The 22,692-nt window shown below is 70.7% G+C and carries 20 protein-coding genes; 10 read left to right on the top strand and 10 right to left on the bottom strand.

Features of this window, described 5'->3' with window-relative positions:
* Positions 1–361: 361 nt before the first annotated feature.
* The 5 genes from HUO13_RS05875 to HUO13_RS05855 all read left to right on the top strand — a co-directional run bounded on the left by HUO13_RS05875 (position 362) and on the right by HUO13_RS05855 (position 4,906).
* Positions 362–946: a biotin transporter BioY gene (locus HUO13_RS05875; RefSeq protein ID WP_211900452.1), complete on the top strand. Its 585-nt coding sequence runs from the start codon at positions 362–364 to the stop codon at positions 944–946.
* Positions 947–998: 52 nt separating this feature from the next.
* Positions 999–2,315, top strand: coding sequence for a class I adenylate-forming enzyme family protein (locus HUO13_RS05870; protein ID WP_249124483.1), 1,317 nt, complete (start codon positions 999–1,001; stop codon positions 2,313–2,315).
* Between the two features lie 124 nt (positions 2,316–2,439).
* Positions 2,440–3,618, top strand: a complete 1,179-nt coding sequence (locus tag HUO13_RS05865) for a thiolase family protein (protein ID WP_211900450.1) — start codon at positions 2,440–2,442, stop codon at positions 3,616–3,618.
* Positions 3,615–4,289, top strand: a complete 675-nt coding sequence (locus HUO13_RS05860) for an energy-coupling factor ABC transporter ATP-binding protein (RefSeq protein WP_211900449.1) — start codon at positions 3,615–3,617, stop codon at positions 4,287–4,289. Before HUO13_RS05865 ends, HUO13_RS05860 begins: the two co-directional genes overlap by 4 nt.
* Positions 4,286–4,906 carry an energy-coupling factor transporter transmembrane component T family protein gene (locus tag HUO13_RS05855; RefSeq protein ID WP_211900448.1) on the top strand — a complete coding sequence of 207 codons (621 nt, stop codon included), beginning with the start codon at positions 4,286–4,288 and terminating at the stop codon, positions 4,904–4,906. Before HUO13_RS05860 ends, HUO13_RS05855 begins: the two co-directional genes overlap by 4 nt.
* Positions 4,907–5,220: 314 nt before the next feature.
* Here HUO13_RS05855 and HUO13_RS05850 read toward each other — a convergent pair whose 3' ends face one another.
* Positions 5,221–6,027, bottom strand: a complete 807-nt coding sequence (locus tag HUO13_RS05850) for an aminoacyl-tRNA hydrolase (RefSeq protein ID WP_211900447.1) — start codon at positions 6,025–6,027, stop codon at positions 5,221–5,223.
* Between the two features lie 119 nt (positions 6,028–6,146).
* Here HUO13_RS05850 and HUO13_RS05845 point away from each other — a divergent pair, with 119 nt between their 5' ends.
* Positions 6,147–7,367, top strand: a complete 1,221-nt coding sequence (locus HUO13_RS05845; protein WP_249124482.1) for a DUF418 domain-containing protein — start codon at positions 6,147–6,149, stop codon at positions 7,365–7,367.
* Between the two features lie 117 nt (positions 7,368–7,484).
* Here the strand turns inward: HUO13_RS05845 and serB are convergent, their stop codons facing one another.
* Positions 7,485–8,726: a phosphoserine phosphatase SerB gene (serB, locus tag HUO13_RS05840; RefSeq protein ID WP_211900446.1), complete on the bottom strand. Its 1,242-nt coding sequence runs from the start codon at positions 8,724–8,726 to the stop codon at positions 7,485–7,487.
* Positions 8,727–8,865: 139 nt separating this feature from the next.
* On the bottom strand, positions 8,866–10,620 hold the full coding sequence (gene ctaD, locus HUO13_RS05835) for an aa3-type cytochrome oxidase subunit I (RefSeq protein ID WP_211900445.1): 1,755 nt from the start codon (positions 10,618–10,620) through the stop codon (positions 8,866–8,868).
* Between the two features lie 391 nt (positions 10,621–11,011).
* On the opposite strand from ctaD, the gene HUO13_RS05830 reads away from it, so the two are divergent.
* Complete coding sequence (locus HUO13_RS05830) at positions 11,012–11,620, top strand: DUF305 domain-containing protein (RefSeq protein ID WP_211900444.1); 609 nt, start codon at positions 11,012–11,014, stop codon at positions 11,618–11,620.
* 84 nt (positions 11,621–11,704) lie between these two features.
* On the opposite strand, the gene HUO13_RS05825 is transcribed toward HUO13_RS05830, so the two are convergent.
* Positions 11,705–12,436: a hypothetical protein gene (locus tag HUO13_RS05825; RefSeq protein ID WP_249124481.1), complete on the bottom strand. Its 732-nt coding sequence runs from the start codon at positions 12,434–12,436 to the stop codon at positions 11,705–11,707.
* Positions 12,436–13,794, bottom strand: a complete 1,359-nt coding sequence (locus HUO13_RS05820) for an acyl-CoA thioesterase/BAAT N-terminal domain-containing protein (RefSeq protein WP_211900443.1) — start codon at positions 13,792–13,794, stop codon at positions 12,436–12,438. Before HUO13_RS05820 ends, HUO13_RS05825 begins: the two co-directional genes overlap by 1 nt.
* A gap of 255 nt (positions 13,795–14,049) precedes the next feature.
* Between HUO13_RS05820 and HUO13_RS05815 the strand changes: the two genes are divergently transcribed.
* Positions 14,050–14,730, top strand: a complete 681-nt coding sequence (locus HUO13_RS05815; protein ID WP_211900442.1) for an HAD family hydrolase — start codon at positions 14,050–14,052, stop codon at positions 14,728–14,730.
* A 75-nt stretch (positions 14,731–14,805) separates the two neighbouring features.
* Positions 14,806–15,687, top strand: coding sequence for an SDR family oxidoreductase (locus HUO13_RS05810; RefSeq protein ID WP_211900441.1), 882 nt, complete (start codon positions 14,806–14,808; stop codon positions 15,685–15,687).
* 313 nt (positions 15,688–16,000) lie between these two features.
* Here HUO13_RS05810 and HUO13_RS05805 read toward each other — a convergent pair whose 3' ends face one another.
* The 5 genes from HUO13_RS05805 to HUO13_RS05785 form a co-directional block, all read right to left on the bottom strand.
* A complete protein-coding gene (locus HUO13_RS05805) occupies positions 16,001–16,663 on the bottom strand; it encodes a VanZ family protein (protein ID WP_249124480.1) in 663 nt (220 codons plus the stop codon).
* A 1,210-nt stretch (positions 16,664–17,873) separates the two neighbouring features.
* Positions 17,874–18,692 (bottom strand): ESX secretion-associated protein EspG, encoded by an 819-nt coding sequence (locus tag HUO13_RS05800; protein WP_211900439.1) that lies wholly within the window; start codon positions 18,690–18,692, stop codon positions 17,874–17,876.
* A 3-nt stretch (positions 18,693–18,695) separates the two neighbouring features.
* Positions 18,696–19,964 (bottom strand): hypothetical protein, encoded by a 1,269-nt coding sequence (locus HUO13_RS05795; RefSeq protein WP_211900438.1) that lies wholly within the window; start codon positions 19,962–19,964, stop codon positions 18,696–18,698.
* A 33-nt stretch (positions 19,965–19,997) separates the two neighbouring features.
* A complete protein-coding gene (locus tag HUO13_RS05790; protein ID WP_211900437.1) occupies positions 19,998–20,579 on the bottom strand; it encodes a DUF3558 domain-containing protein in 582 nt (193 codons plus the stop codon).
* A 19-nt stretch (positions 20,580–20,598) separates the two neighbouring features.
* Entirely contained in the window at positions 20,599–20,925 is a 327-nt protein-coding gene (locus HUO13_RS05785) for a hypothetical protein (protein WP_211900436.1), read from the bottom strand.
* Positions 20,926–21,287: 362 nt separating this feature from the next.
* Here HUO13_RS05785 and HUO13_RS05780 point away from each other — a divergent pair, with 362 nt between their 5' ends.
* Complete coding sequence (locus tag HUO13_RS05780; RefSeq protein WP_249124479.1) at positions 21,288–22,637, top strand: hypothetical protein; 1,350 nt, start codon at positions 21,288–21,290, stop codon at positions 22,635–22,637.
* Positions 22,638–22,692 lie beyond the last annotated feature (55 nt).

Here is a 22,692-nt window from a genome sequence, read left to right as displayed (position 1 = left end):
CTCCCTCCATCTCGCACACGGTGTGCTGCGGCGACATTGCCTTACCCGAGGCGGGAAATCGCGGTGGACGGATCTCGTTTCACCCGCCCGTGTCCTGCCGCCGTACCTCGGTCGGGTCCCGCGGCCCGTACCCACCGGCCGGGCGGGAGGTGACCCACGACACGGCGCGGGCGGGATCGGCCCAAAAGGCGTGGAGAGCCTTTGTAGATCTCCGACAAACCTCGCTGCGGGCTTTGGCGTTCGGCGTGGCGTGCCGGGTAGGTTGTCCTCGCTTCGCGCGAGCCGGAACCCCCTGCAACGGGCCGCGCAAGTGAATCACCAGTCGTGGCGTTCGGCGCCCGAAGACCCCGAGGGAGCAAACGTGCCCGGAACCCGGAACCCGGCGCCTGCCGCCAATCTGGCCAGGACAGTGGTGTTCGCCGCGTTCATCGCCGTGCTCGGCATCTTCCCCGGACTCTACATCGGTGGCGCGGCGGTGCCGATCGTCCTGCAGAACATGGGTCCGCTGCTCGCGGGCAGCATCCTCGGCGCCCGCCGGGGCGGCGCCGCCGTCCTGCTGTTCGTGGCGCTGGTGGCGCTCGGGCTGCCGCTGCTGTCCGGCGGCCGGGGCGGGATCGCGCCGTTCGCGGGCCCCAGCGGCGGGTTCGTGCTCGGCTGGATCGCCTCCGCGGTGGTCGTCGGCCTGATCGTGCAGCGCGCGATGCCCCGGCCGGGCCTGGTGACGCTGCTGGTCGCCAACGTCGCGGGCGTCGCGGTCGACTACCTCGTCGGCATCCCGTACTGGGGCGCGTTCACCGGCGACATCGGCTCGGCCGCGGTGCAGTCGCTGGTGTTCCTGCCCGGCGACGCCGTGAAACTCGTCGCGGTCTCGCTCGTCGCGGTCGCCGTGCACCGCGCCGTGCCGACGCTCGGCGCCCCGCGCAGCACCGCCACCACCGGGAGCTGACGTGCTGCTCGGCGGCTACGGCGGGGCGCCCCACTCCGAGCGAGCCCCCGGCGTGAGGCCGGCGGGGGTGTCGCACCCCGGCGGTGACCTGACCCGGGCCGAGCTGCGAGCCGAGGTCGGCCGCGCCGCGCACGCACTCGCCGCGTACGAGGGCCGACGCATCGCCATCGAGGCCGACGACGCGCTGAGCGGGCTCTGCTGGTTCCTCGGCGCGGAACTGGCCGGTGCCGCCGCGCTGATCGTCGAACCGACCTGGACCGCCCGCGAACGCGAGGCGGTGCTGGACGACGCGCGTCCAGCCGCCGTCGTGAGCGGGGCTGTGCCAGCCGGGCCGGTGCCCGACCTTCGTGCGGACGGTGACGCCGACACCCCCTTCTACCTGCCGACGACCTCGGGCAGCAGCGGCCGCCCGAAGGTCCTGCTCCGATCCCGGCGGTCGTGGCTGGAAAGCTTCGCCGCGCTGGACCTCGGCCTCCGCGCCGACGACGTCGTGCTCATTCCCGGTCCGCTGAGTTCGTCGCTGTTCCTGTTCGGCGCGGTGCACGCGCTGCATGGCGGCGCCGGTCTGCGGCTGCTGGAGCGGTGGTCGGTCGCGGAGGCCGCCGATGCCTGCCGCACCGCGACGGTGATCCACCTGGTCCCGTCGATGCTCGCGGCGCTGTTGCCGCACCTGGACCCGGCCGACTGCGCGCTGCGGATGGTCGTGTGCGGCGGCGCCAAGGCCGATCCGGCACTGAGGCGGCAGCTCGAAGCGACGCTTCCAGGCTGCGAGCTGGTGGCGTACTACGGCTCCGCCGAGCACTCGCTCGTCGCGGTCGACCGCGGCGACGGGCTCCGCCCGGTGGTCGAGGTCGAGATCCGCGACGGAGACCAGATCGGCGACAGCGAGCTGTGGACGCGTTCCGGGCTGGTCTTCGACGGCTACCTCGACCGCGGCGCGGTCACCTGGCCGGCGAACTGGCGTGACGGCTGGTCGAGCGTCGGCGACCGGGCCGTCCTGCACGAAGACGGGACGCTGGAGATCCTCGGGCGGTCGAGCGCGGTGCTCAACAGCGGTGGCCGGATCGTCTCGGCGGAGGAGGTCGAGGCGGTGCTTCGCGGCGCCGAAGGCGTGCTTGACGTACTGGTGGCGGCCACACCGCATCCCCGGCTCGGCGACCTGATCACGGCGGTCGTCGAGGTCGGGCCTGCGGCGCCGCCGCTGGCCGCGCTGCGCGAGCGCGCCCGCGCGGAGCTGGAACCGGCGAAGCGGCCGCGCCGATGGCTCGCCACGGCGGAGCTGCCGCGCACGGCGGCGGGCAAGCCCGCACGGGCGCTGGTCGCCGAGCGCCTCCGCGACGGCACCTTCGCGGCGGAGACCTTGGCATGAGGGCGGCGGCATGAAGGGCATGCGGCTCGGCGTGTCTGGCCGGTCCGGCGTGGCCGGTGGGCTCGATGGGCCTGGTGGGCTTGGCGGGCCGAGTGGGCTCGGTGAGGAGGAGGACCGAACGCCGGTGGTCATCGCGGCGCGGCGGAGCCCGATCGGCGAAGCCGGCGGCGTGCTGCGCAACATCCCGGTCGACCGGCTGGCCGCGGCGGTGCTGCGCGCCGTGCTGGAGGACGGTGAGGGGATCACCGCGAGCGGGAGTGGCGCGCATCCGGCGGCGGGCGAAGCTCGCGGCACTAGCGTCGGGGGTGACGCGATCCCCGTCGACGACGTCGTGTTGGGCAACGTCCTCGGGCCCGGCGGAAACACCGCCCGCGTCGCGGCGCTGCTGGCCGGGTTGGGCCACGACGTGCCCGGCATGACGGTGGACCGCCAGTGCGCGAGCGGCCTCAGCGCGATCACCACCGCCGCCGCGCTGATCCGGGCCGGCGCAGGCGACTGGTACCTCGCGGGCGGCGCCGAGAGCCCGTCGACGGCGCCGTGGCGGGCGTGGCGTCCGCGCTCGGCGGCCGAACCGCCGCGCTTCTACTCCCGCGCCCCGTTCGCTCCGCCCGAGATCGGTGACCCGGAGATGGGCCCAGCCGCCGACCTGGTGGCCGCCGAGGCCGGGATCTCCAGGCAGCGCCAGGACGCCTTCGCCGCCCGCAGCCACGCCCGCGCGGTCGCCGCCCAGGCCGACGGCCGCTTCGACGCTGAAGTCGTCGAGGTCGACGGCATCACCACCGACCAGCGCCCGCGACGGAACTTCACCTCCGAGCGCCTCGCCCGCTTCCGCCCCGCGTTCACCGCCGACGGCACCGCCACCGCCGCGAACTCCTGCGGCATCAGCGACGGCGCTGCGGCGGTGCTGATGACCACCGAGACCAACCGCCGCCGTCTCGGCGTGCCCGGTCTGCGGCTGGCCGGGTGGCAGACCTCCGGCGTCGACCCGAACCGGCTCGGTCTCGGCGCGGTGCCCGCGATGCGGGCGCTGCTCGCCCGGCACGCACCCGACGTCGTCGAGTTCAACGAGGCGTTCGCCGGGCAGGCGCTGGCCTGCCTGGACGCGGCCGGTGTCGACGACCGGATCGCGAGCCCGGACGGCGGCGCCATCGCCCTCGGCCACCCCTGGGGTGCCTCGGGTGCGGTCCTGGTGGTGCGATTGTTCAGCCGGATGGTGCGGGCCGGAGGGCCGCGCACCGGCCTGGCGGCGCTGTCCTCCGGCGGCGGGCTGGGCGTGGCAACGGTGTGGGAGAGAGCGGATTGATCGAGTTCGAGGACGTCGCGCACGCCTACGGCGAGCGGACCGTGCTGCGCGGCGTCGACCTGAAGCTGACCGAGCAGCGCGTGGCGTTCGTCGGCGCGAACGGCTCCGGCAAGTCCACGCTGGCCCGCATGATCAACGGCCTGGTGCACCCGGAACGGGGCCGGGTGCTGGTCGACGGCCTGGACCCGGTGCGGGACGGGCGCAAGGTGCGCAAGCGCGTCGGATTCGTGTTCACCCACCCCGACAGCCAGATCGTCATGCCGACGGCGGGTGAGGACGTCGCCTTCTCCCTGCGCGGCCAGGGTCTGCCGAAGGCGGAGCGGGCCCGCCGCGCGGCCGAGGTCCTCGCCCGCCACGGCCTCGGCGGTTACGACGACCACCCCGCCCACCAGCTCTCCGGCGGGCAGAAGCAGCTGCTCGCGCTGTGCTCGATGCTGGTGCTCGAACCGGACGTCCTGGTCTGCGACGAGCCGACGACACTGCTCGACCTGCGCAACAAGCGGCACTTCGTCGAGGTGCTGGCCGGACTACCGCAGCAGGTCGTGCTGGTCACCCACGACTTGGACCTGCTCGACGGCTTCGACCGGGTCGTGGTGCTCGACGACGGGCAGGTCGTGGCCGACGACCGTCCGGACGCCGCTCTCGCGCAGTACCGGGCGCTGATCGGATGAGCACGACCGCCAGCCCGCTCGGCCTGTACGAGCCCGGTCGCAGCCCGCTGCACCGGCTCGGCGCGGGCTCGAAGTTCCTCGGGCTGCTCGGCTTCGCGGTGCTGGTATTCGTGCTCGACTCACCGCTGTCGCTGGGCATCGCGGCCGCGGTGGCAGTGGCCGGGTACGCGGTCGCCCGCATCCCGCCCCGCCGCTGCTGGCAGGCGATGCGGCTCGCGGTGCCGATGCTGGTGTTCGTGTTCCTGCTGCAATGGTGGCTGCTCGGACCGGACAACGCGGCCGTCATCTGCCTGCGACTGCTCGCCGCGCTCGGTGTGGCGAACCTCTTCACGCTGACGACGCGGGTCGACGACCTGGTCACGGCGATCGAACGCGGACTCGGCCCGGCGCGTCGCATCGGCGTGCGGCCCGAGCGGGTCGGGCTGCTCGTCGGGCTGACGTTGCAGGCCGTCGCGGCCCTGTCGACGATCGCCGCCGAAACGCGCGAAGCGCAGCGAGCGCGGGGCGCCGGGCGCTCCATCACGGCGTTCGCCGTGCCGTTCCTGGTGCGCACGCTGCGGCACGCCGACCAGCTCGGCGAAGCCATGGCGGCCCGTGGCGTGGGGGACGAGGACTGAGGGGATGGCCGGCTGGGCTGGCGGCGGGAGCTGACGGCGGCGGGGCTGGGCAGCGGCGGGGCTGTGGCACCTTTGGCGGGTGGGTTTCCGCGTGCAGACCGGGACTTTTGACTCTGTACGGCGGAGCCGGAGCAGTCGCATGCTGAGCGGTACCGGGAAACCGGTGACTTGCCCGGGAACGTGAAATGGCCTTGACGACTTTCGGGCCGCCAGACCTACTGATCGAGAAGATCAGACAAACGTTCTCGGGTAAGCCATGTTCGGGGGGCGCCGCCGCAGACGCCCCCCGTTCCTCTGCCCGGGGTCCTTCTCGCTCAGTCCACGCCTTTGCCAGCGGCATGCGCCCACTGCGCGAGAACCGTCACCGTGCCCGGCTCGACCTCGGTGAACCCCGCGTCCCGCACCACCGTCACACGCCGCTCTCGCCATGCGGTCTCGGGATCGTCCTTCGGGTGCAGGCGCTGCCAAGTCTCCTCGTCGGCCTGCCGGACCGAACAGCGGAAGCTGTCGGCAGCCCAGCGCTCCAGCCCGGCCTCCAGCCCTTCGCCGCGCAGCAACGCGGCCATCATCATCGTGGCGTGCCCGACCTGTGCGGCGGTCTTGCCCGCGCTCATCGGCACCTCGGGATTGAGCCAGAGCACCGGACGACCGAGCATCGGAGCCCCCGGCTCGTCTGCCTCCAACTCGCTGCCGGAGATCTGCAGGCGGGTCAGCTCCTTCGGCATGTCGGCGACGCGAGCGGGCAGGAACGCCCGGACCTGCGCGCCATCGACCTCGACCGTGATTCCGGGCAACGACTGCACCGCCTCCCAGTGCGCTCCCCGAGCTCGCCGCGCCACTTTACGGATGCGGCCCGAGATCCACTCGCGCATCGGCTCGTGCCACTCCCCGCCCGGCTTGCACCGCTCGTCCAGGCACACGGCGATGGCCGCAGCCGCAGCGGCTTCGAGAAGAGCGGTCCGCCGCGGCGGCTCCTTGCGCTCGATGCGCAACACCATCGGCATCAGCACGACGTTGTCGGGGTCCTCATCGGAGGTGTCCGCGGTCGCCGCCCCGGGCAGCGCGAGCCACGAGGCGTAACGAGCGAGCAGCGGATCAAGCACGGCGGCGACTTCGAACACGGTTCGATTATCCGCGGCGCCACCGGCCGTTCGGGCACCTCCCCCTTGGCTGAAAGCACTACTCGGCCGAGGCCGATCTAGTGATCCACCAGCGGGCGCTCTCGCCGGATGCTGAACAGGTGACCGAAACGACCACTCTCCCAACCTCCGCACACAACGCCGCCACCGTCCGGATCGGCCCGACGACCGCGCGGCTGGTCGGGCTTGACGTGGCCCGCAGTCTCGCCGTGATCGGCATGTTCGCCGCGCACGCCGGGCCGCAGGAACCGGGCAACTGGCTTTTCGGACTGGTGTCCGGCCGGTCGGCCGCGCTCTTCGCCGTGCTGGCCGGCGTGTCGATCGCCCTGCTCAGCGGCGGCGACCGCCCGCAGAGCCGGAGCTGGGCGGCGGCGTCGGCGCGCATCGCGGTGCGCGCGGCGGTCCTGTTCCCGCTCGGCCTGGCGCTGACCTCGATGCAGGTTCCCGCGCGCGTGATCCTCGCGGTCTATGCCGTGCTGTTCCTGCTCTCGATCCCGTTGCTGCGGTTGCGCGCCGGCGTGCTGGGCGCGTTGGCGGCGGGCACCGCGATCACCGGACCGCTTGCGTCGTTCTGGATCCGGAAGTCGGTAGTCCAGACCGAGGAGATGGGCATCACGCCATCCCTGGCCGACATGACGTCCCTGGACGGACTCGGGCGCGCGCTCCAGGCGATCGTGCTCGACGGCGCGTACCCGGTGCTGACCTGGATCCCGTTCGTGCTCGCCGGGATGGCGGTCGGACGGCTCGACCTGCGCGCCGTCGCGGTGCGCCTGCGGCTCGCGGGCGTCGGGGTGGCGCTCGCGCTGCTCGGCTACGGCGGTTCCTGGCTGGGGCTGAACGTCCTCGGCGGCCGGGAACGCATCCTGTCGCTGTTCGCCGGGCAGCCACCGCAGATCATCGACCTGATCCTCACCACCACCGCGCAAGGCGCTTCGTACACGACCGACCCGGCGATGCTGCTGATGGCAGCGCCGCACAGCGGCACTCCCTTCGAGGTCGTAGGCGCGGGCGGCTTCGCCATCGCTGTGATCGGGCTGTGCCTGCTGATCTCCGACCGGCTCGGGATGCTCGTCCGCCCGCTGGCCTCGGTCGGTGCGCTCGCGCTGACGGCCTACGTCGGGCACCTCGTCGCGCTGTGGGCCTACGGCACGAAGAACCTGACCGCCACGCTCACCGAGCAGCCGTACCTGCCCTGGCTCGTGCTGGTGATCTCCGCGCTGATCGCGACCACTGCGTGGCGGTCGGTTCTCGGCCGCGGCCCGCTGGAGTGGGTCCTGCACCGGGCTTCGGCTGGCGCCGCGGCCCTGGCGCACCGGCGTTGACGAAAGCACGGTGAACCGGCCCACGGCGGCAAGGAGGATGACGGAGCGGGGCAGTGCAGCCCTGCGTCGGCGAACGGTGGCTGCGACCTCTTCCGAGGTGGCAGCCACCGGCCGTGTTCAGACTTCCAGGGTCTCCAGGGGGACGCGGCGGATTCCGCCGTCTTCGGCGTCGGCGGCTTCGACCTCGGCTCGGGTCACGCCGAGTACGAAGAGCACGGCGTCCAGGAAGGGGTGCGAGAGGGCCGTGTCGGCCACCTCGCGCAGCGCGGGTTTGGCGTTGAACGCCACGCCGAGGCCCGCCGTGGTGAGCATGTCGATGTCGTTGGCGCCGTCGCCGACCGCCACGCACTGGGCCGCGGGCACTCCGAAGGACTCCGCGAAGCGGCGCAGCGCCTTGGCCTTGCCCGGGCGGTCGACGATCTCGCCGAGCACCCGGCCGGTGAGCTTACCGTCGACGATCTCCAGCTCGTTGGCCGCCGCGAAGTCCAGGCCCAGATCGTCCACGAGCTGCTCGATGATCTGGGTGAACCCGCCCGAGACGACACCGGTGTGGTAGCCGAGCCGCCGCAGGGTGCGGACCGTGGTGCGCGCGCCGGGCGTCAGCTCCAGGTCGGCGGCCACTTCGCCGAGCACCGACTCCGGCAGGCCCTCCAGCACCGCGACGCGGCGCCGCAGCGACTCCTCGAAGTCGAGCTCGCCGCGCATCGCCTGCTCGGTGACCTCGCGGACCTCCTGCTCGCAGCCCGCCTTGGCCGCCAGCATCTCGATGACCTCGCCCTGGATCAGGGTCGAGTCGACGTCGAAGACCACCAGCCGCTTCGCCCGCCGCGAGAGCCCGGCGCGCTCCACCGCGACGTCGACGCCGATCCGGGCGGACAGGTCGGCCATCGCCGAGGTGAGCACGGTGTCGACGTCACCGTCCTCCGGCGCGCTGACCAGCAGCTCCAGGCCGGTCACCGGGTAGTCGGCGACCCGCCGGATGGAATCGATGTTGACCCCGATGTCGGCCAGCCCGCGCGCGACGGAGGAGAACTGGCGTGCGGTCACCGGCTGCCCCAGCACCACGACGACGTGGCTGGAACCGAGCTTCGTCGCGTCGCCGTCCTCGGCGCCGATCTCGATGTCCACGGTCATACCGATGGTGGCCATCGCCTGCTCGACCGCTTCCTGCAGCTCCTCCGGGTCGCGCTCGGTGGCCACCAGCACGCCCAGCACCAGCCTGCCGCGGATCACCACCTGCTCGACGTCGACGATGTCCACGCCGTGGCGGGTGAGTGCGGCGAACAGCACGGAGGTGACACCGGGCTTGTCCTTGCCGGTGACGGTGATCAGCACGGTGGTCGCATTCGGCGTGCTCACGACGGACGGCTCTCCCTCTCGGTCGGCGACGAGCTCCTGACACACGACGAGCCCCGCCAGACCAGCATCGGTCCACCGGGGCTCGTCGTCGAGCCGGGCCAGCCTCGCACAGTTGTGCGCTGCGGGGCCAGCACGTAGGTCACTTCTGCTCGGAGGCCGCTTCCTCGCTGGTGGCGACCGCCTTCTTCTTGTCGTGGTGGACGATCGTCTTGCCCGTCAGGGTCATGTGACCCTCAGCACGCATGCGCTCCACGATGTGGGGGTAGTGCAGCTCGAACGCCGGACGCTCGGAACGGATCCGCGGCAGCTCGGTGAAGTTGTGCCGCGGCGGCGGGCAGGAGGTCGCCCACTCCAGCGAGTTGCCGTAGCCCCACGGGTCGTCGACCGTGACGATCTCGCCGTAGCGGTAGCTCTTGAACACGTTCCACAGGAACGGCAGCATCGACGCGCCGAGGATGAAGGCACCCACCGTGGAGATCGTGTTCAGCAGCGTGAAGCCGTCGGACTCCAGGTAGTCGGCGTAGCGGCGCGGCATGCCCTCGTTGCCCAGCCAGTGCTGCACCAGGAACGTGCCGTGGAAGCCGATGAAGGTCAGCCAGAAGTGCAGCTTGCCCAGCCGCTCGTCCATCATCCGGCCCGTCATCTTCGGGAACCAGAAGTAGATGCCGGCGAAGGTCGCGAACACGATCGTGCCGTAGAGCACGTAGTGGAAGTGCGCGACCACGAAGTAGGTGTCGGACACGTGGAAGTCCACCGGCGGCATGGCCAGCAGGACACCGGTCAGACCGCCGAAGAGGAAGGTGACCAGGAAGCCGACGCTGAAGATCATCGGCGACTCGAAGGTCAGCTGCCCCTTCCACATGGTGCCGATCCAGTTGAAGAACTTCATGCCGGTCGGGACCGCGATCAGGAACGTCGTGAACGCGAAGAACGGCAGCAGCACGGCGCCGGTCGCGTACATGTGGTGCGCCCACACCACGACCGACAGGGCCGCGATGCCCAGGGTCGCGTAGACCAGGCCGGTGTAGCCGAACAGCGGCTTGCGGCTGAAGACCGGGAAGATCTCCGAGACGATGCCGAAGAACGGCAGCGCGACGATGTAGACCTCGGGGTGGCCGAAGAACCAGAACAGGTGCTGCCACAGGATCACGCCGCCGTTGGCCGGGTCGAACACGTGCGCGCCCAGGTGGCGGTCGGCCATCAGGCCGAACAGCGCGGCGGTCAGGATCGGGAACGCCATCAGGATCAGCACGCTGGTGACCAGGATGTTCCAGGTGAAGATCGGCATCCGCCACATCGTCATGCCCGGCGCCCGCAGGCAGACCACGGTGGTGACCATGTTGACCGCACCGAGGATGGTGCCCAGACCGGAGACGGCCAGACCGGCGATCCACATGTCGGCGCCGTGGCCAGGCGAGTGCAGCGCGTCCGACAGCGGGGTGTAGGCGAACCAGCCGAAGTCGGCGGCGCCGCCCGGCAGCAGGAAGCCGCTGACGACCATCAGGCCGCCGAACAGGTACAGCCAGTAGCCGAACGCGTTGAGCCGCGGGAACGCGACGTCGGGCGACCCGATCTGCAGCGGCAGGATGTAGTTGGCGAACCCGAACAGGATCGGGGTCGCGTACAGCAGCAGCATGATCGTGCCGTGCATGGTGAACAGCTGGTTGTACTGCTCCTGCGACAGGAACTGCATCCCAGGCGCGGCGAGCTCTCCGCGGATCAGCATCGCCATCAGGCCGCCGACCAGGAAGAACGCGATCGACGTCACCAGGTAGAGGATGCCGATCTGCTTGTGGTCCGTGGTGCGGAACATCCGCGCCAGGAAAGATCCCTTGACCGTTTTGCGCACCGGATAGGGGCGCGTGGCGATCGGCTGTGGCGCGACGGCCGTCACGGTGCCTCCTGCACTGCCTCGACATTTCCGTACCCGACCCGGGCGGGTCGGCAGGCGGCAGCACGCGGCACGAGCACACGATCGCTGCCGTCTGCGGATAGTAGTCCGGCCTCCGCGTGGGACCTCGGCCGGGCCGTAGTCACCCTATTCATCGCCCGCGGTGCCGTCACGCGCGGTGAGACCCAGGTGACACACGCGGACATGTGGGGCGTCCGGGGCGCCGCCGATCGCGACGGCACTGGCGAGCGCCCGAATGGCGAGGGTTAGCCTACGGAGCCAAGAGGGTCCGCAGCCCGGACGGCGATCGTGCCGGCCACCGAGCCGAGCGACGTACCGGTCACGATCACTGGGCCGCTCTGGCGAGGACCACAGACACCTGGAGGGGAAGCACGTGCGGAGGAGCACGATCATCGGCGCCGTGTTGGCCGGCGGTCTCGCACTCGCGGCCTGCTCGCCGGGCGAGGAGGCCGCCCCGCCCGCACCGGGCACGCCGCCTCCTGCCACCGCGCAGGAGCACGCCGACCACGGCGGCAACACCGAGCACAGCGCCACGGACCAGGAGTTCGCGCGGCAGTTCCTCGCGCACCAGGGCCAGATCCTGGACCTGGCCGAGCTGGCTTCGGAGCAGAGCACCAACGCCCAGGTCAAGGCGCTGGCGGGGCAGATCCAGCAGGCCCAGCGGCCGGAGCTCGACGCGGTCAACAACTGGCTGGAGTCCAGCTCGGGCCAGCAGTCCGGCAGCGCGCCGGAGGACAACGCCGCCGAGCAGGCCCCGGGCGGCACGCTGCTCACCGACCAGCGGATCCAGCAGATCTCCGACCTGCAGGGCCCGGAGTTCGACAAGCAGTGGGCGCAGGCGATGGTCGGCCTGCACGAGGCGGTCCTCGGACTGGCCCAGACCGAGCTCGAGGAAGGTTCCGCGGAGGAGCTGCGCGGCATCTGCGAGCGGGTCATCTCCTCCCAGCAGGCCGAGCTGCAGCAGCTTCGCAACTTCGCCTGACCCGAACACGGGCTTTCGGCCGAAGCCGGCCGACGAGACACCTGACCACCCCGGTCTGCTTCGGCGGACCGGGGTGATCATGCGTCAGGCGATGCTCGGCATCTCCTCGCGTGGCGTGCTGTCGCGGCGGATTCGTCTGGTCAGCCGCCGGGCGACTGCCTCCAGCAGGGCGAGCACGAGTGCGATGGCGAGGTAGGCGGGCCAGAGCACCAGGTGCATCGCGACCGGTGTGCCGACGTCGACGAGCCGCTCCTCCACCCCGGCTGCCACCAGCCCGATCGCCACCGCCGTCAGCGGGAGCACCAACCGCCACCTGGCCAGCAGGAACGCCGCCAGCGCGGTGGTGCACGCCTGGCCGGCCACTCCCCATGCGAGCAGCCAGCCCGGCACTGCCGTACCGACCAACAGGCACGCGGCCGTGCAGACGGCCACGCCGAACGCGGCCCGCCACTTGCGTCCCCGCGTCGTCGCGGCGAGGAACGCGGCCGCGCACAGCAGCAGTCTCGGCCACGACTCGGCGAGCGCGGCGAGCCACTGCGGGCCGACGGCGAGCCGAACGCCTTCGATGACGACCTGGCTTCCCGGTGCGAGCACCTCGGCCACCGCCACCAGCGCCGTGGCGACTCCCAGCAGCCACAGCGGAACCCGTGCCCCGCGGCGGTATGCCGACATCGCGACTGCGGCTGTGGCGGTCAGCCCGATGCCCAACGCACCGCAGGTGGCGATCTCGGCCGCATCGGCCGGCAGCGGGTGACGCACCAGCGCCAGCAGACCGATCGACACCGCATAGCCCGCGCCGAAGATCACAGCGTTCATCACCGCTGACCTCCCAGCTCGGCCTCGAACAACCCGACGACGCGCCGGAACGTGTCGGCGGTGGCCGCGGCGTCGGCCCGCGCCGTGCCGCCGCCCGCCGTCCACAGCAGCCCCGGGACCAGCGGGAACGCCGTCGTGTAGGTGGTGGGCAGGTTCGGCACGTCGAGGATGAAGTGCCCGGCGCCTGGCTCGACCACGTGCTCGGCGCGGTCGCCGAGGCGCCGGGCGGCGATGTCGAGCAGGCCCGATGACGGCCACAGCTCGTCGGTCTGCCCGGAGACGAGCAGGGCCTCGCCGTTGATGTCCTCGACCGGGATCGACGCCTGGTCGAGCGCAGGCCCGGCGTCGAGCAGCCCGGCGAAGGTGCTGTCGAAGCGCAGCGGCCGGCCGTGCGCCACCGGCAGGAGCGCTCCCAACGGGTTCGCGGTGGACTCTGAGGTCAGCGGCGGCACGTCGACACCACCGCGCGTCCACGACGACACCGGCTGGGAGGAACCGTCCTGCGCGACGATGCCGCCGAACACCACGCCGGAACCGGCGACCGAAGCCACGGCTCCCACGTGCGGGGTCGCCGAGCCGAGCAGCAGCGCGAGCTCACCGCCCTTGGAGTGCCCGACCACGCCGACCTGCCCGTCTGCCACCTCCGGGCGCGAGCGCAGCCAGTCCACCGCGCGCGTCCCGTACTCCACCGGAATCCGCCCGAGCGCGGGCGGCAGGCCCTCGACGCCGAAGTAGGCCAGGCCGAGCGTGGCGAAGCCCCGGCTGGCGAGCAGCCCGCCGAGCCGGGGGTTCGGCCTGCCGCCTTCGGAGCCGCCTAGCAGGACCACACCGGGGTGCGGGCCGTCTCCGGGCGGCAGGTAGAGGTCGCCGACAAGCCCGTCCTCGGCAACCGGCAACGAGCGCACGCCCGGTGCCCGCAACCGGCGGACCAGGGCTTCGCGGGCGAGGGTGCGGCCCGCGACATCGACCCCGATGGTGAACGCCACCTCGCCGCCGTCGAGCGCGGGACGGGGATCGGTCACCGGTGCGCCGTCCGGCAGCCGCATCGACCACAGCAGCCCCTGCGGGTCGGTGCCGCTGTAGGAGCCGCCGACCGGCGCCTGCCCGGCCAGGTCCACGCGGCCGGTGCCGTCCACGCCGAAGACAGCCCACGACGTCCACGGCTGTCCCCGGTCGTCGGTCATCCGCGCCCACACCGTCGCCCTACTCCCCGGCTCCAGCCCCGAGACCGCGACCCGCAGCGGCTCGTCGATGAGCAGGCCGTCCGGGCCGGCCTCCAGCACCGGCCGGGCGGGCGGCGGTCCGGCGCACCCACCCAGCAGAACCGCCGTCAGCAGCGCGAACACGTACCGTCGCATCGCGGGAACCTTCCACTCCGGGATCTGTGCGATGCGAGGCTCCAGCCTCCCCCGACTGGAGGGTCAACGGCTTTTCCCGCTACAGCCGGGCGACGGCGACGCGGAAACCGCTCAGCGCCGGCTCAACTGGTCTTCCACCATGACGGCTCCTGCTCCGCCGCGCTTTCGTGGTGTCCACCCGGAATTCTGGTGAACCGGCCACCGGTCACCAGTAGCCTTCGCCCGGACGCTGTCCGGCACACGAGTGGAGACCCCTTGCGGCACAACCTCATCTTCGACGGCGACGACACCCTTTGGGAGAACAACGCGCTGTTCGAGCGCGCGGTGGAGAAGTTCATCGACCACCTCGCCCACCCGACACTCACCCGCGAGCAGGTGCGGGCCCGCCTCGACGAGATCGAGACCGTCAACGTCCGGGAGCACGGCTACGGCGTCGACGTCTTCGAGCGCAGCCTCGGCGAGTGCCTGGCGTCGCTGCGCGGCGAGCCGACCGAGCACGACCGCCAGGTGTTGCGGGTGGCGTGCGCGCCGATCCGGGCGCAGCAGATCGAGCTGATCGACGGCGTGGTGGAGACGCTGGGCGAGCTCTCGCGGCGCCACCGGCTCTTCCTGCTCACCAAGGGCGACGTGGCCGAGCAGACCGGCAAGATCGAGGCGTCCGGGCTGGCGGAGTTCTTCACCGACATCGCGATCGTGCGGGAGAAGGAGACCCCGGTCTACCGCGAGTTCGTCAGCGAGCGGGACCTGTCCCCGGCAGGCACGTGGATGATCGGCAACTCGCCGAAGTCCGACATCTGGCCCGCGCTGGAGGCCGGGCTGGGCGCGGTGCTGGTTCCGCACCCGATGACCTGGTCTCTGGAGGCCCGGGAGCTGCCGACCGCGCACGCCGGCTTCCGCACGGTCAGCCGTTTCGCCGGGCTGAGCGAGCACTTCTGATCCGCGGGCTCTTCCCGAGTCAACCTACCGCGAGTAGGCTACTGTCGAGTAGGTAGCGCGAGGCGAGGAGCACACATGCCGAAGATGTCCGGCAAGGTCGTCCTGATCACCGGTGCCGCCAGGGGCATCGGTGCCGAGACCGCGCGGCACCTCGCCCGGCGCGGGGCGCAGCTCTCCCTGGTCGGCCTGGAACCCGACGAGCTCAGGGCGGTGGCCGCCGAGCTCGGCGACGGCCACACCTGGTTCGAGGCCGACGTCACCGACCCGGACTCGATCAGCGCCGCCGTCGAGCACACCGTGGCTGAGCTCGGCGGGATCGACGTGGTCATCGCCAACGCAGGCATCGCCCCCTTCGGCACCGTGCGCGACCACGACACCCGCGCGTTCACCAAGACCATCGACGTCAACCTCAACGGCGTCTTCCACACCGCCAAGGCCGCGCTGCCGCACGTCATCGACCGGCGCGGATACGTGCTGGTGGTCTCGTCACTGTCGGCGTTCGCGCCGGTGGGCGGGATGGCCGCCTACACCGCGAGCAAGGCGGGCGCCGAGGCGCTGGCCAGCGCGCTGCACTCGGAGGTCGCCCACCTCGGCGTCGCCGTCGGCAGCGCGCACCCGTCGTGGATCGACACCGACCTGGTGCGCGACGCCTCCGCCGACCTGGCCAGCTTCCGGCGGATGCGCAAGCTGCTGCCGTGGCCGATGCACGCGACCACCAGCGTCGAGAAGTGCGCGAGGGCCTTCGCCGACGGCGTCGAGCGCCGCGCCCGCCGGATCTACGTGCCGCGCGCGATCATGCTGATGCACTGGATCCGCAACGTGCCGGCCTCGCGGCTGGTGGGCAGGCTCATGCTGCCGTCGCTGCGCCGCATCGTGCCGCAGATGGAGCGGGAGGTCGCCGACCTCGGCCGCTCCTTCAGCGCGCGCAACGACCGGATCCAGTCCGGCAGGCATTGACACGACTGCCCCGCCCGAAGGGGCGCGGCAGATTCCGATTCGCATCGCCACGGCGCTGAATTCGATGCATCGATGGGATGCCTTCCACAATCCGTCTTCGGCATACGAGGGAACTGCAAGATGCCGCAAGACGTCGTCAAAGAAACCATCGGGTCGGGTTGGGTACCGGTGGCCGGGCTCGTCTGATGTGGGAGGCACCCGGCCACCGGAGTCTCTGTTCGCGGTCGGCGTCTTACGTTGGCGTTGGTCAGTTCACCCGTTCCCAGCTCCCCGGTTCCGCCATCCTCGGTTCCCAGTCCCCAGTTCCCAGGTGTCAGTTCCGCACGGGTTCCCTGCGAACCTGCGGGTGCCCGTGGCGGGTGCGTTCCTGCTCGATCTTCTCGATCAGCCGCCACACCGGCTGGCGCTGCTGGCCCGCGCTGTGCTGCGGGCTCAGCTCGGCGGCGCGCACCGAACGCCACGGGGCCCGGATCAGCAGGCCGCCGATCGTCGCGCCGACCGTGTTCAGCACGATGTCGTCGGAGGAGGCCACCCGCCCGCTGATCGCGAGGAACTGGACCAGCTCGATGGTGCACGACATCGCCAGCGCGCCGAGGGTGATCTTGCCGAGGTTGTCGAACCAGGCCAACCGCTGCGGGACGAGCATGCCCAGCGGCAGCAGCAGCACGACGTTGCCCGCGAGCTGCACCCACGGCAGCAGGTCGCCGGGGCCTGCGCTCATCGCCATCGACAGGTCGTTGCCGAGGTCCGGGCGCACCGGCAGCGGTGTCTCCTGCTGCGGCGAGAAGACCAGGTAGCCGACGAACAGCACCGAGTACGCCAGCATCCCGTCGATCACCGGGCCGCGCAGCGGAGGCGCGGTCGGCAGGGACCGGCTGCGCAGCATGCCCGACACCGTTCCCGTGAGCACCGCCGCCGGGAACAGCACCACGACAGCGGGCACGAAACCGTCGAATGCCACCAGAACTTGTTGCACGTTCGCCACACTTCCTCTGGCCGTCGTCTGCCAGGACCGCGCACGACCGCCGGGTGCCCTCCAGGCGAATTCCCGGTGACCGCGAACCGAACGGTTAGCCGTCTTTCCCGTGCGCCGCAACGAACTTCGGCACCGGGAAAGGTGTTCATCGCCGGTCGGCACTGACCGAAAACCGCAACCGAGAAACCGGATCTCCCGTACAACCGCGCCACCGGCTCACCGGCGGCGATCGGCCGCTCACACCTTGCCGCCTCGGACGGCCGGCACCGGCCGGTCGCCCTTCGCCGGACCTGGGAGCCCGCTGGTCAAGACGTCAACTACAGCGGCGACGTCTCGGGCGGAGGGGTCGAGCGCTCTGCGCACGCCGCCACCTCCGTCGCAACCCGAAGCCCGATCTGGATCCGAGATCAACTCGGTTGCGGGTGAAGATATCGGGCGGGGTTCCAGGAGCACCGGCCTTGGCGGGAACCCGCCAGAATTCCAGCGTGATGCAACTGAGATAGGTCCGCACCTCGTCCTTGATACCCGACTCCGGTCACTAGCTGCGAGTTTAACGGCGCGATGCGGTCCCCGCATTCGCGCAATAGGCGAAACGGCGGAACTCGAGCGGTGAGAATCGCCATTACCAGCATTACCGGAAGAGGTGTAACGCACAACGAATTCCGGGAATACCGTGGAAATACCCCGGCCCGGACACCACGGGTGTCCGGGCCGGAACCATGTGTGATCCACTCCGCTACAGGCGTGATCACCCGTGCGCGGTCGGTGACCTGCTCAGCGGCCTCTGCTTTCGTGGGGCCTCTCGGAGACCGCCTTCTTGGCCCGCGGCTGGCCCCTGGCTGCTTGCAGGAGTCGCGCCCGCTCTGCCAGCGGTGCCACCCGACGGGGTGCCAGCCCCGCACTGGGCCGTCGGCCCATTCACCCGGGGTGTTCTGCCGCCCACCGTCAGGTAGGGCCGCCCACTCGCCCGGGCCAGGTCATCTCGCCCACTTGGCCGCGACCGGACCGCCAGGTCGCAGCCGGGCGGTCGGCCCACAGCCAGGCCGTCAACCCGCAGCCAGGCGGTCGGCCCGCTTGGCCGCAACCAGACCGCCAGCCCACAGCCAGGCCGTCTCCCGCCAGCCAGGCCGTCGGCCGGCTTGGCCGTGACCAAGAGCGGCGGCCCAGCGACCCAGGCCGCCTGCCCGCTTCCTCTCCGGCCGCATCTCCCTCACACGCGGGCGGCGCGGAGGTTCTTGATCATCTCCTCCACCTTGGCGACGAGCTTGCGGCCGTCGGCGGGTGCGAGGGTGAACCACTCGCGGCCGTCCGGACCGGGCTTCTTCTGCGCCAGGTAGCAGCCCTCATCGGTGGCGAAGAACTGGAGGTTGACCGGCAGCTTGCGCGTCCGCCGGACTTTCTGGTCGTAGGTCCGCACGGTGATCACGCCGTCGAGCGTGCGCTTGGCGGTGAAGGCCGTGGCCAGCACCTTGGCCTCGGCGTGCTTGACGCCGCTGGCGCCGAGCGCGCCGGCCAGTCCCGGCGCGCCCGCCTGCATCCGCTTGCCCGCCTGCTCGAGCTGATCGCTGAGCAGGCTGACCGAAGCGCCGTTGCCTGGCGTGATCTTGCCGAGCAACGCGACCGCGTTGCCCGCCGGGCCGCCGTACTCGTGCCTGCTCAGGACGATGTCCTTCAGCTCGCCCGCGGTCGCCCCGTCGGCCTGGTAGGCCTGCACGGTGCTGCGCCCGTGCTCTACCAGCACCGCGTTGAAGTCCTCGCCCTGCTGGCGCTGCACCGCCAGTCCGACCGCCAGCGGCGGCCGGGCGAGCAGGTGCAGCGCGTCGTCGAGGAACGGGTGCAGGTCGTCGTACTCCAGCAGGCCGCGCTCGACCAGCTGCTGCTTGCCCGCCTCCTGCGCGCGGCGCTGGTCGTCCTCGGTCGCCTCGATCGGCAGCCAGCCCACCCGCAGCATCGGGTGGAGGTTGACGTCCATGCGCCGGCACAGGTACATCGCGGCCAGGGGTGGCAGCGAGAGCGTCCTCGCCGCCACCGGTCAGCGCCCTTCGCCGGGGTTGGCGTCGCCGAACACCGGAGGCGCGACCTTCTCCATGTCGTTGGTGAAGACGTCCTCGGTCTCGGTGAGCCAGCCCGGGCGTTCGTGCTGCTGCTCGTCGCCCTCCTGCTGGTTGCCGCGGCCCGCGCCGCCGGCGCCGCCCATCGGGGCGCCGCCACCGCGGGCACCGCCCGCCGCGCCTCCAGGCGCACCGCCGCCAGCGGCCGAGCCGCCGAATCCGCCGACGCCCGCGCGGCCGCCCGCACCGAGCTGGCCACCGGCGCCGGGACCGAACCCGCGACCACCGCCCATGCCGCCTCGGCCACCGCCGGCAGCGGGAGCGCCAGGTCCACCGGGCCCGCGGCCGCCGGGGCCGCCCTGCGGCGACGGGGCCCACCGGCCGTTGTAGGGGTTCTGCCGTTCCCAGCCGTTGGGGCCCTGGCGGTAGAGCGTGCCGTCCGGGCCGCGAACCACGCCCGGGGGCAGGCCGTTGTTCGGCGGGGTGGTCGCCCACGAGGGCGTCGACTGCGCCGGAGGCGGCGTGTGCGACGGCGTCGAAGTGGCCACGTGGCCGCCACCGCCACCGGTCGAGCCGCCCGCCCACGCCGAGGACGAGCTGGCGGGGCTGCTCATGCTGGTGCCGGCCATCTGGCTGTCGGCGCTGGGCATGCCGGTGCCCGGCGGCTGCTGCGGCGGCGGGGGCGGCTGCTCGACGGGCTTGAACTCCGGCATCCGGGCGATGACGCCCTCGGTCTGGCCCTGGTAGCGCTCCATCGCGGCGTTGGCGCGCTCGTTGGTCGAGACGAAGTCCTGCTGGCGCTCTTCGTAGTCAGAGGCCCAGCCGAGGTACCAGGTCTTGTCCCAGCCGCCGTTCTCCATCCACCCCTTCTCCGGCGGATCGAGCTGCACCCCGCGCCCGTTCTCCAGCGTGTCGCCCTGCGCGGGGATGGAGTGGAACGCTTCCTTCTGGTAGCCCACCTGCTCCTCGAGCGCACCCTTCACCCCACGCGCGGTATTCGCGGCGGCGGTGGCATGCGGCGCGATCTCGGCGATCGAGGCGTTCGCGGCATCGGCCGCGCGCCCCTCATGGGCAGCTTCAGCAGCCCGCAGCGTGTCCTGGATATCGGTGACCATCTTGTCGAAGGACTTGGATACGTTTCCCCACTTCTCGATGCCCGGATCCTTCGGAGCGGGTAGCTCGGCCGCTTCGGGCCCACCGCCCATCTGGTGCCGGTACTGCTTCGCGCTGCTCGCGTAGCAAGGAGCCATGACTGGCCCGGTCATCTGTTCCCCCAAGAATTCTTACTTAGCGGCCGGCAAAGTCGGGACCGAGGCTTCCAACGCCTTCTGGGCCAAGCCACATGGGTCGGCCATGCTCGAGTCGTGCGAGACCGCACTCAGAACTTGCCCATCTTTGGTCGCCACATAGATGTTGCAGAAGCCGTCCTGCTTCGGGTCGCCCTTGTTCACACGAACCGCAGGGTGGCCAGCGATATCCAGCTCCGCGTAGTCAACGTAGTCGGCCTTGTGGTCGTAGTATTCCTGGATCGATCGATCACTGAGCGCGGTCATGCCCACGTTGAGCGAAGTGTCCGACGACGTCCACGAGCACGAGGGGGGAGCCTCAGGATCGATTTGGTTAGTCCTGATCTTTCCAGTCGGCTCGAGGCCCATCGATGTCGCGGCACCTGACGGGAGGAGGTTGCAGATTTCTACGGCTGCAGCGTCCTTGGGATCGTTGATCTTCGGTCCGGTCACCGGTTTGACCTCCGGCGGAGCCGGGGTGCCAGTACCACCTGGCTCACCACCGCCAGAGCACGCTGCCAGCAACCCCGTGAACAGAAGTCCGGACCCGACAATCGCAGTACGCTTGAACACGCTCATCCTCACCATCACAGTCGGATCATGCCTGCCACTCGACCCGGCCCGCATCCACGGTCGCGTTCTCCTCAGCTGCCCGGTACTCCCTCAGAGTCGTCTCGTAGGCAGCGACCTTCTCCTTGAGCTTGTCGTGCAGCTGGTTGGCGACCATGCGCAACGAACCTTCGTTACCGGTCGCGCGCTCCTGGATCTTCTGCCGCGCGGTGTTCGTTGTGGCGTCACCGGCTGTCAGCTCACCTGGCTTGAGCTCCGTCGCGTTCTGGAAGAGACCCAAGGTGCGCTCCTGAAGCTCCTTGAGCCTTGCGATCGCGCCCTCAAGCGCAGCTTCATCTAGACGGAAGCCAGCCATGTGCACCATCCCCCTCGCGGACTACCCTCTGGCGTCGCTTCAACATGCTTCACCATCACGCCTGACGAGCACAGCACGTCTGCTCAAGCGACACTATGATCGCGCTCACCCTATCGCGGACGTGATGAACGCCTGCATTCGCCCAATGGCACCACCAAGATCACGGTCGGGCTACAAGACCCTAATGAAGCGGTGACCAGTCCGCCCATACTTGACTCCTCGCCACCAAAGGATGGGTCGAGCCCACACCGTGGGAACTTGGGCATTGCTGTGAACCTCGCCTCCAACCAGTGGAACCGAGCTTGCCGCTCCCTCAGCCCCGCTACGTTGCCAGCGCGAATGCGCTATGCGAGGGGGAGAGCTTGAACAACCACGGCTCCTACGGTGGTCAGCCCTACCGGGGTCAGGTGCCGGGCGGATACGGCAATCCGGCGGTTCCGCCGCAGCAGCAGGCATGGACGCCCGTCCATGGCAACGGTTTCGGCCACCCCACGGCTGGACCGCCGCAGCATCCGACTCCCCCGCCCAAGCGGAAGCTCGGGTGGCGCATCGCCATCGCGGTCGCCTTGGGAGCCGTGATCGGCCTGGGCGGTGGCTACGGTCTTCTGGCGCTGACCAGCAACGGCAGCGAGCAGGCCGCACCCGAGTCCGCGCCGCCGGCGCCGCGGCTCGACCTCCTCGCCGACAGCGTCGAGCGAGCGCCGATGCCAGCTTACGAAGGTCAGCACATCGTGGACGCATGTGCTCTTCTTCGGCCCGGGCAAGTCGAACAGCTCGGCATTCCCGTCTCCCACCCTGCCGACATCTTCCACTTCTACATCGACCCGGAAATCGCTGACGGCCCACGCGCGGTACATGGCACCGGAGAGGCACCGTCCTCGTGCAACTTCTTCGTACACGGCAGAGAGGGCGGGACTCCGAACATCGGCCTCGATTTCCTGGCCGTGCCGTTCAACAAGCAAACGTCAGTCGAGGTGTACGGCAGCAGGCCAGAGGAGAAGCGAAGTCTGGGTGAGTTCTTCATCTACACCCAGGACGTCGACGGAGACCTCGTCGCGAAAATTCCGTTCTCGAACGGAACAATGATCGAGATTCGCGGTTCCGACCTTCTCGATGAATACGGCGGGCGCCCCAAGCGCGAACTGTTCGACGAACTCGTGAACACTGTGATCAGCAACTTCAACACCGGCCGGTCGGGAGTCCAGGAGTTCCGATACAAGCAGCCCTACGGGGAGATCAAAGGCGCGTGCGACCTCTTCAGCAGCAAGGCCTTCGAGCTGGCCACCGGCCAGCCGGACTCCGGTTGGGTCGAGGAGAAGGTGCCCGCCTACGAGCAGCAGGTCCTCAACAGCTCGGTCGGGCGATACACCTACGTCGAGCAGTCGTGCCTGCGGAAGAGCCCGCAGAACATCGAGGATCCCTACAACCCGGGCTCCGAGGAGCTCAAGGTTCGCACCTACGAGAGCGAACGGCTCGCTGGTGCGCACAGCGACCTCTGCGCACCGGGCGGCGCAAGCCAGGTGTACGAAACCGGCGTCCAGGTCGGCGACGGGCGGAGTTGCGTTTCCGTGTACGACGGCAGCCCTAGCATCTACTTCCGCAGCGGCAGGACGGGATTCGAGCTGTACGGGAGCCAAGGCACCGACCCGACGGCCTTCCGCGACCGGTACGTGCCGGTGGCCCAGCAGATCCTCCAGGACATGCAACGCTGACTGAACACCCCAGCTCCTGGCCAAGACCCGACAAGCCGAAGCCCCTTCCCGCGTC

Origin of the sequence: Saccharopolyspora erythraea, from assembly GCF_018141105.1 — a bacterium.
Lineage (GTDB): Bacteria > Actinomycetota > Actinomycetes > Mycobacteriales > Pseudonocardiaceae > Saccharopolyspora_D > Saccharopolyspora_D erythraea_A.
Note: the sequence above shows the minus strand (reverse complement) of the source record. Positions and strands in the feature narration are given on the sequence as shown.

Coding starts and splice junctions, on each gene's coding strand:
- HUO13_RS05855 (WP_211900448.1), top strand. CDS start 4,286: ATGAGCACGACCGCCAGCCCGCTCGGCCTGTACGAGCCCGGTCGCAGC.
- HUO13_RS05785 (WP_211900436.1), bottom strand. CDS start 20,925: ATGGCTGGCTTCCGTCTAGATGAAGCTGCGCTTGAGGGCGCGATCGCA.
- HUO13_RS05825 (WP_249124481.1), bottom strand. CDS start 12,436: ATGAACGCTGTGATCTTCGGCGCGGGCTATGCGGTGTCGATCGGTCTG.
- HUO13_RS05790 (WP_211900437.1), bottom strand. CDS start 20,579: ATGAGCGTGTTCAAGCGTACTGCGATTGTCGGGTCCGGACTTCTGTTC.
- HUO13_RS05820 (WP_211900443.1), bottom strand. CDS start 13,794: ATGCGACGGTACGTGTTCGCGCTGCTGACGGCGGTTCTGCTGGGTGGG.
- HUO13_RS05795 (WP_211900438.1), bottom strand. CDS start 19,964: ATGGCTCCTTGCTACGCGAGCAGCGCGAAGCAGTACCGGCACCAGATG.
- HUO13_RS05810 (WP_211900441.1), top strand. CDS start 14,806: ATGCCGAAGATGTCCGGCAAGGTCGTCCTGATCACCGGTGCCGCCAGG.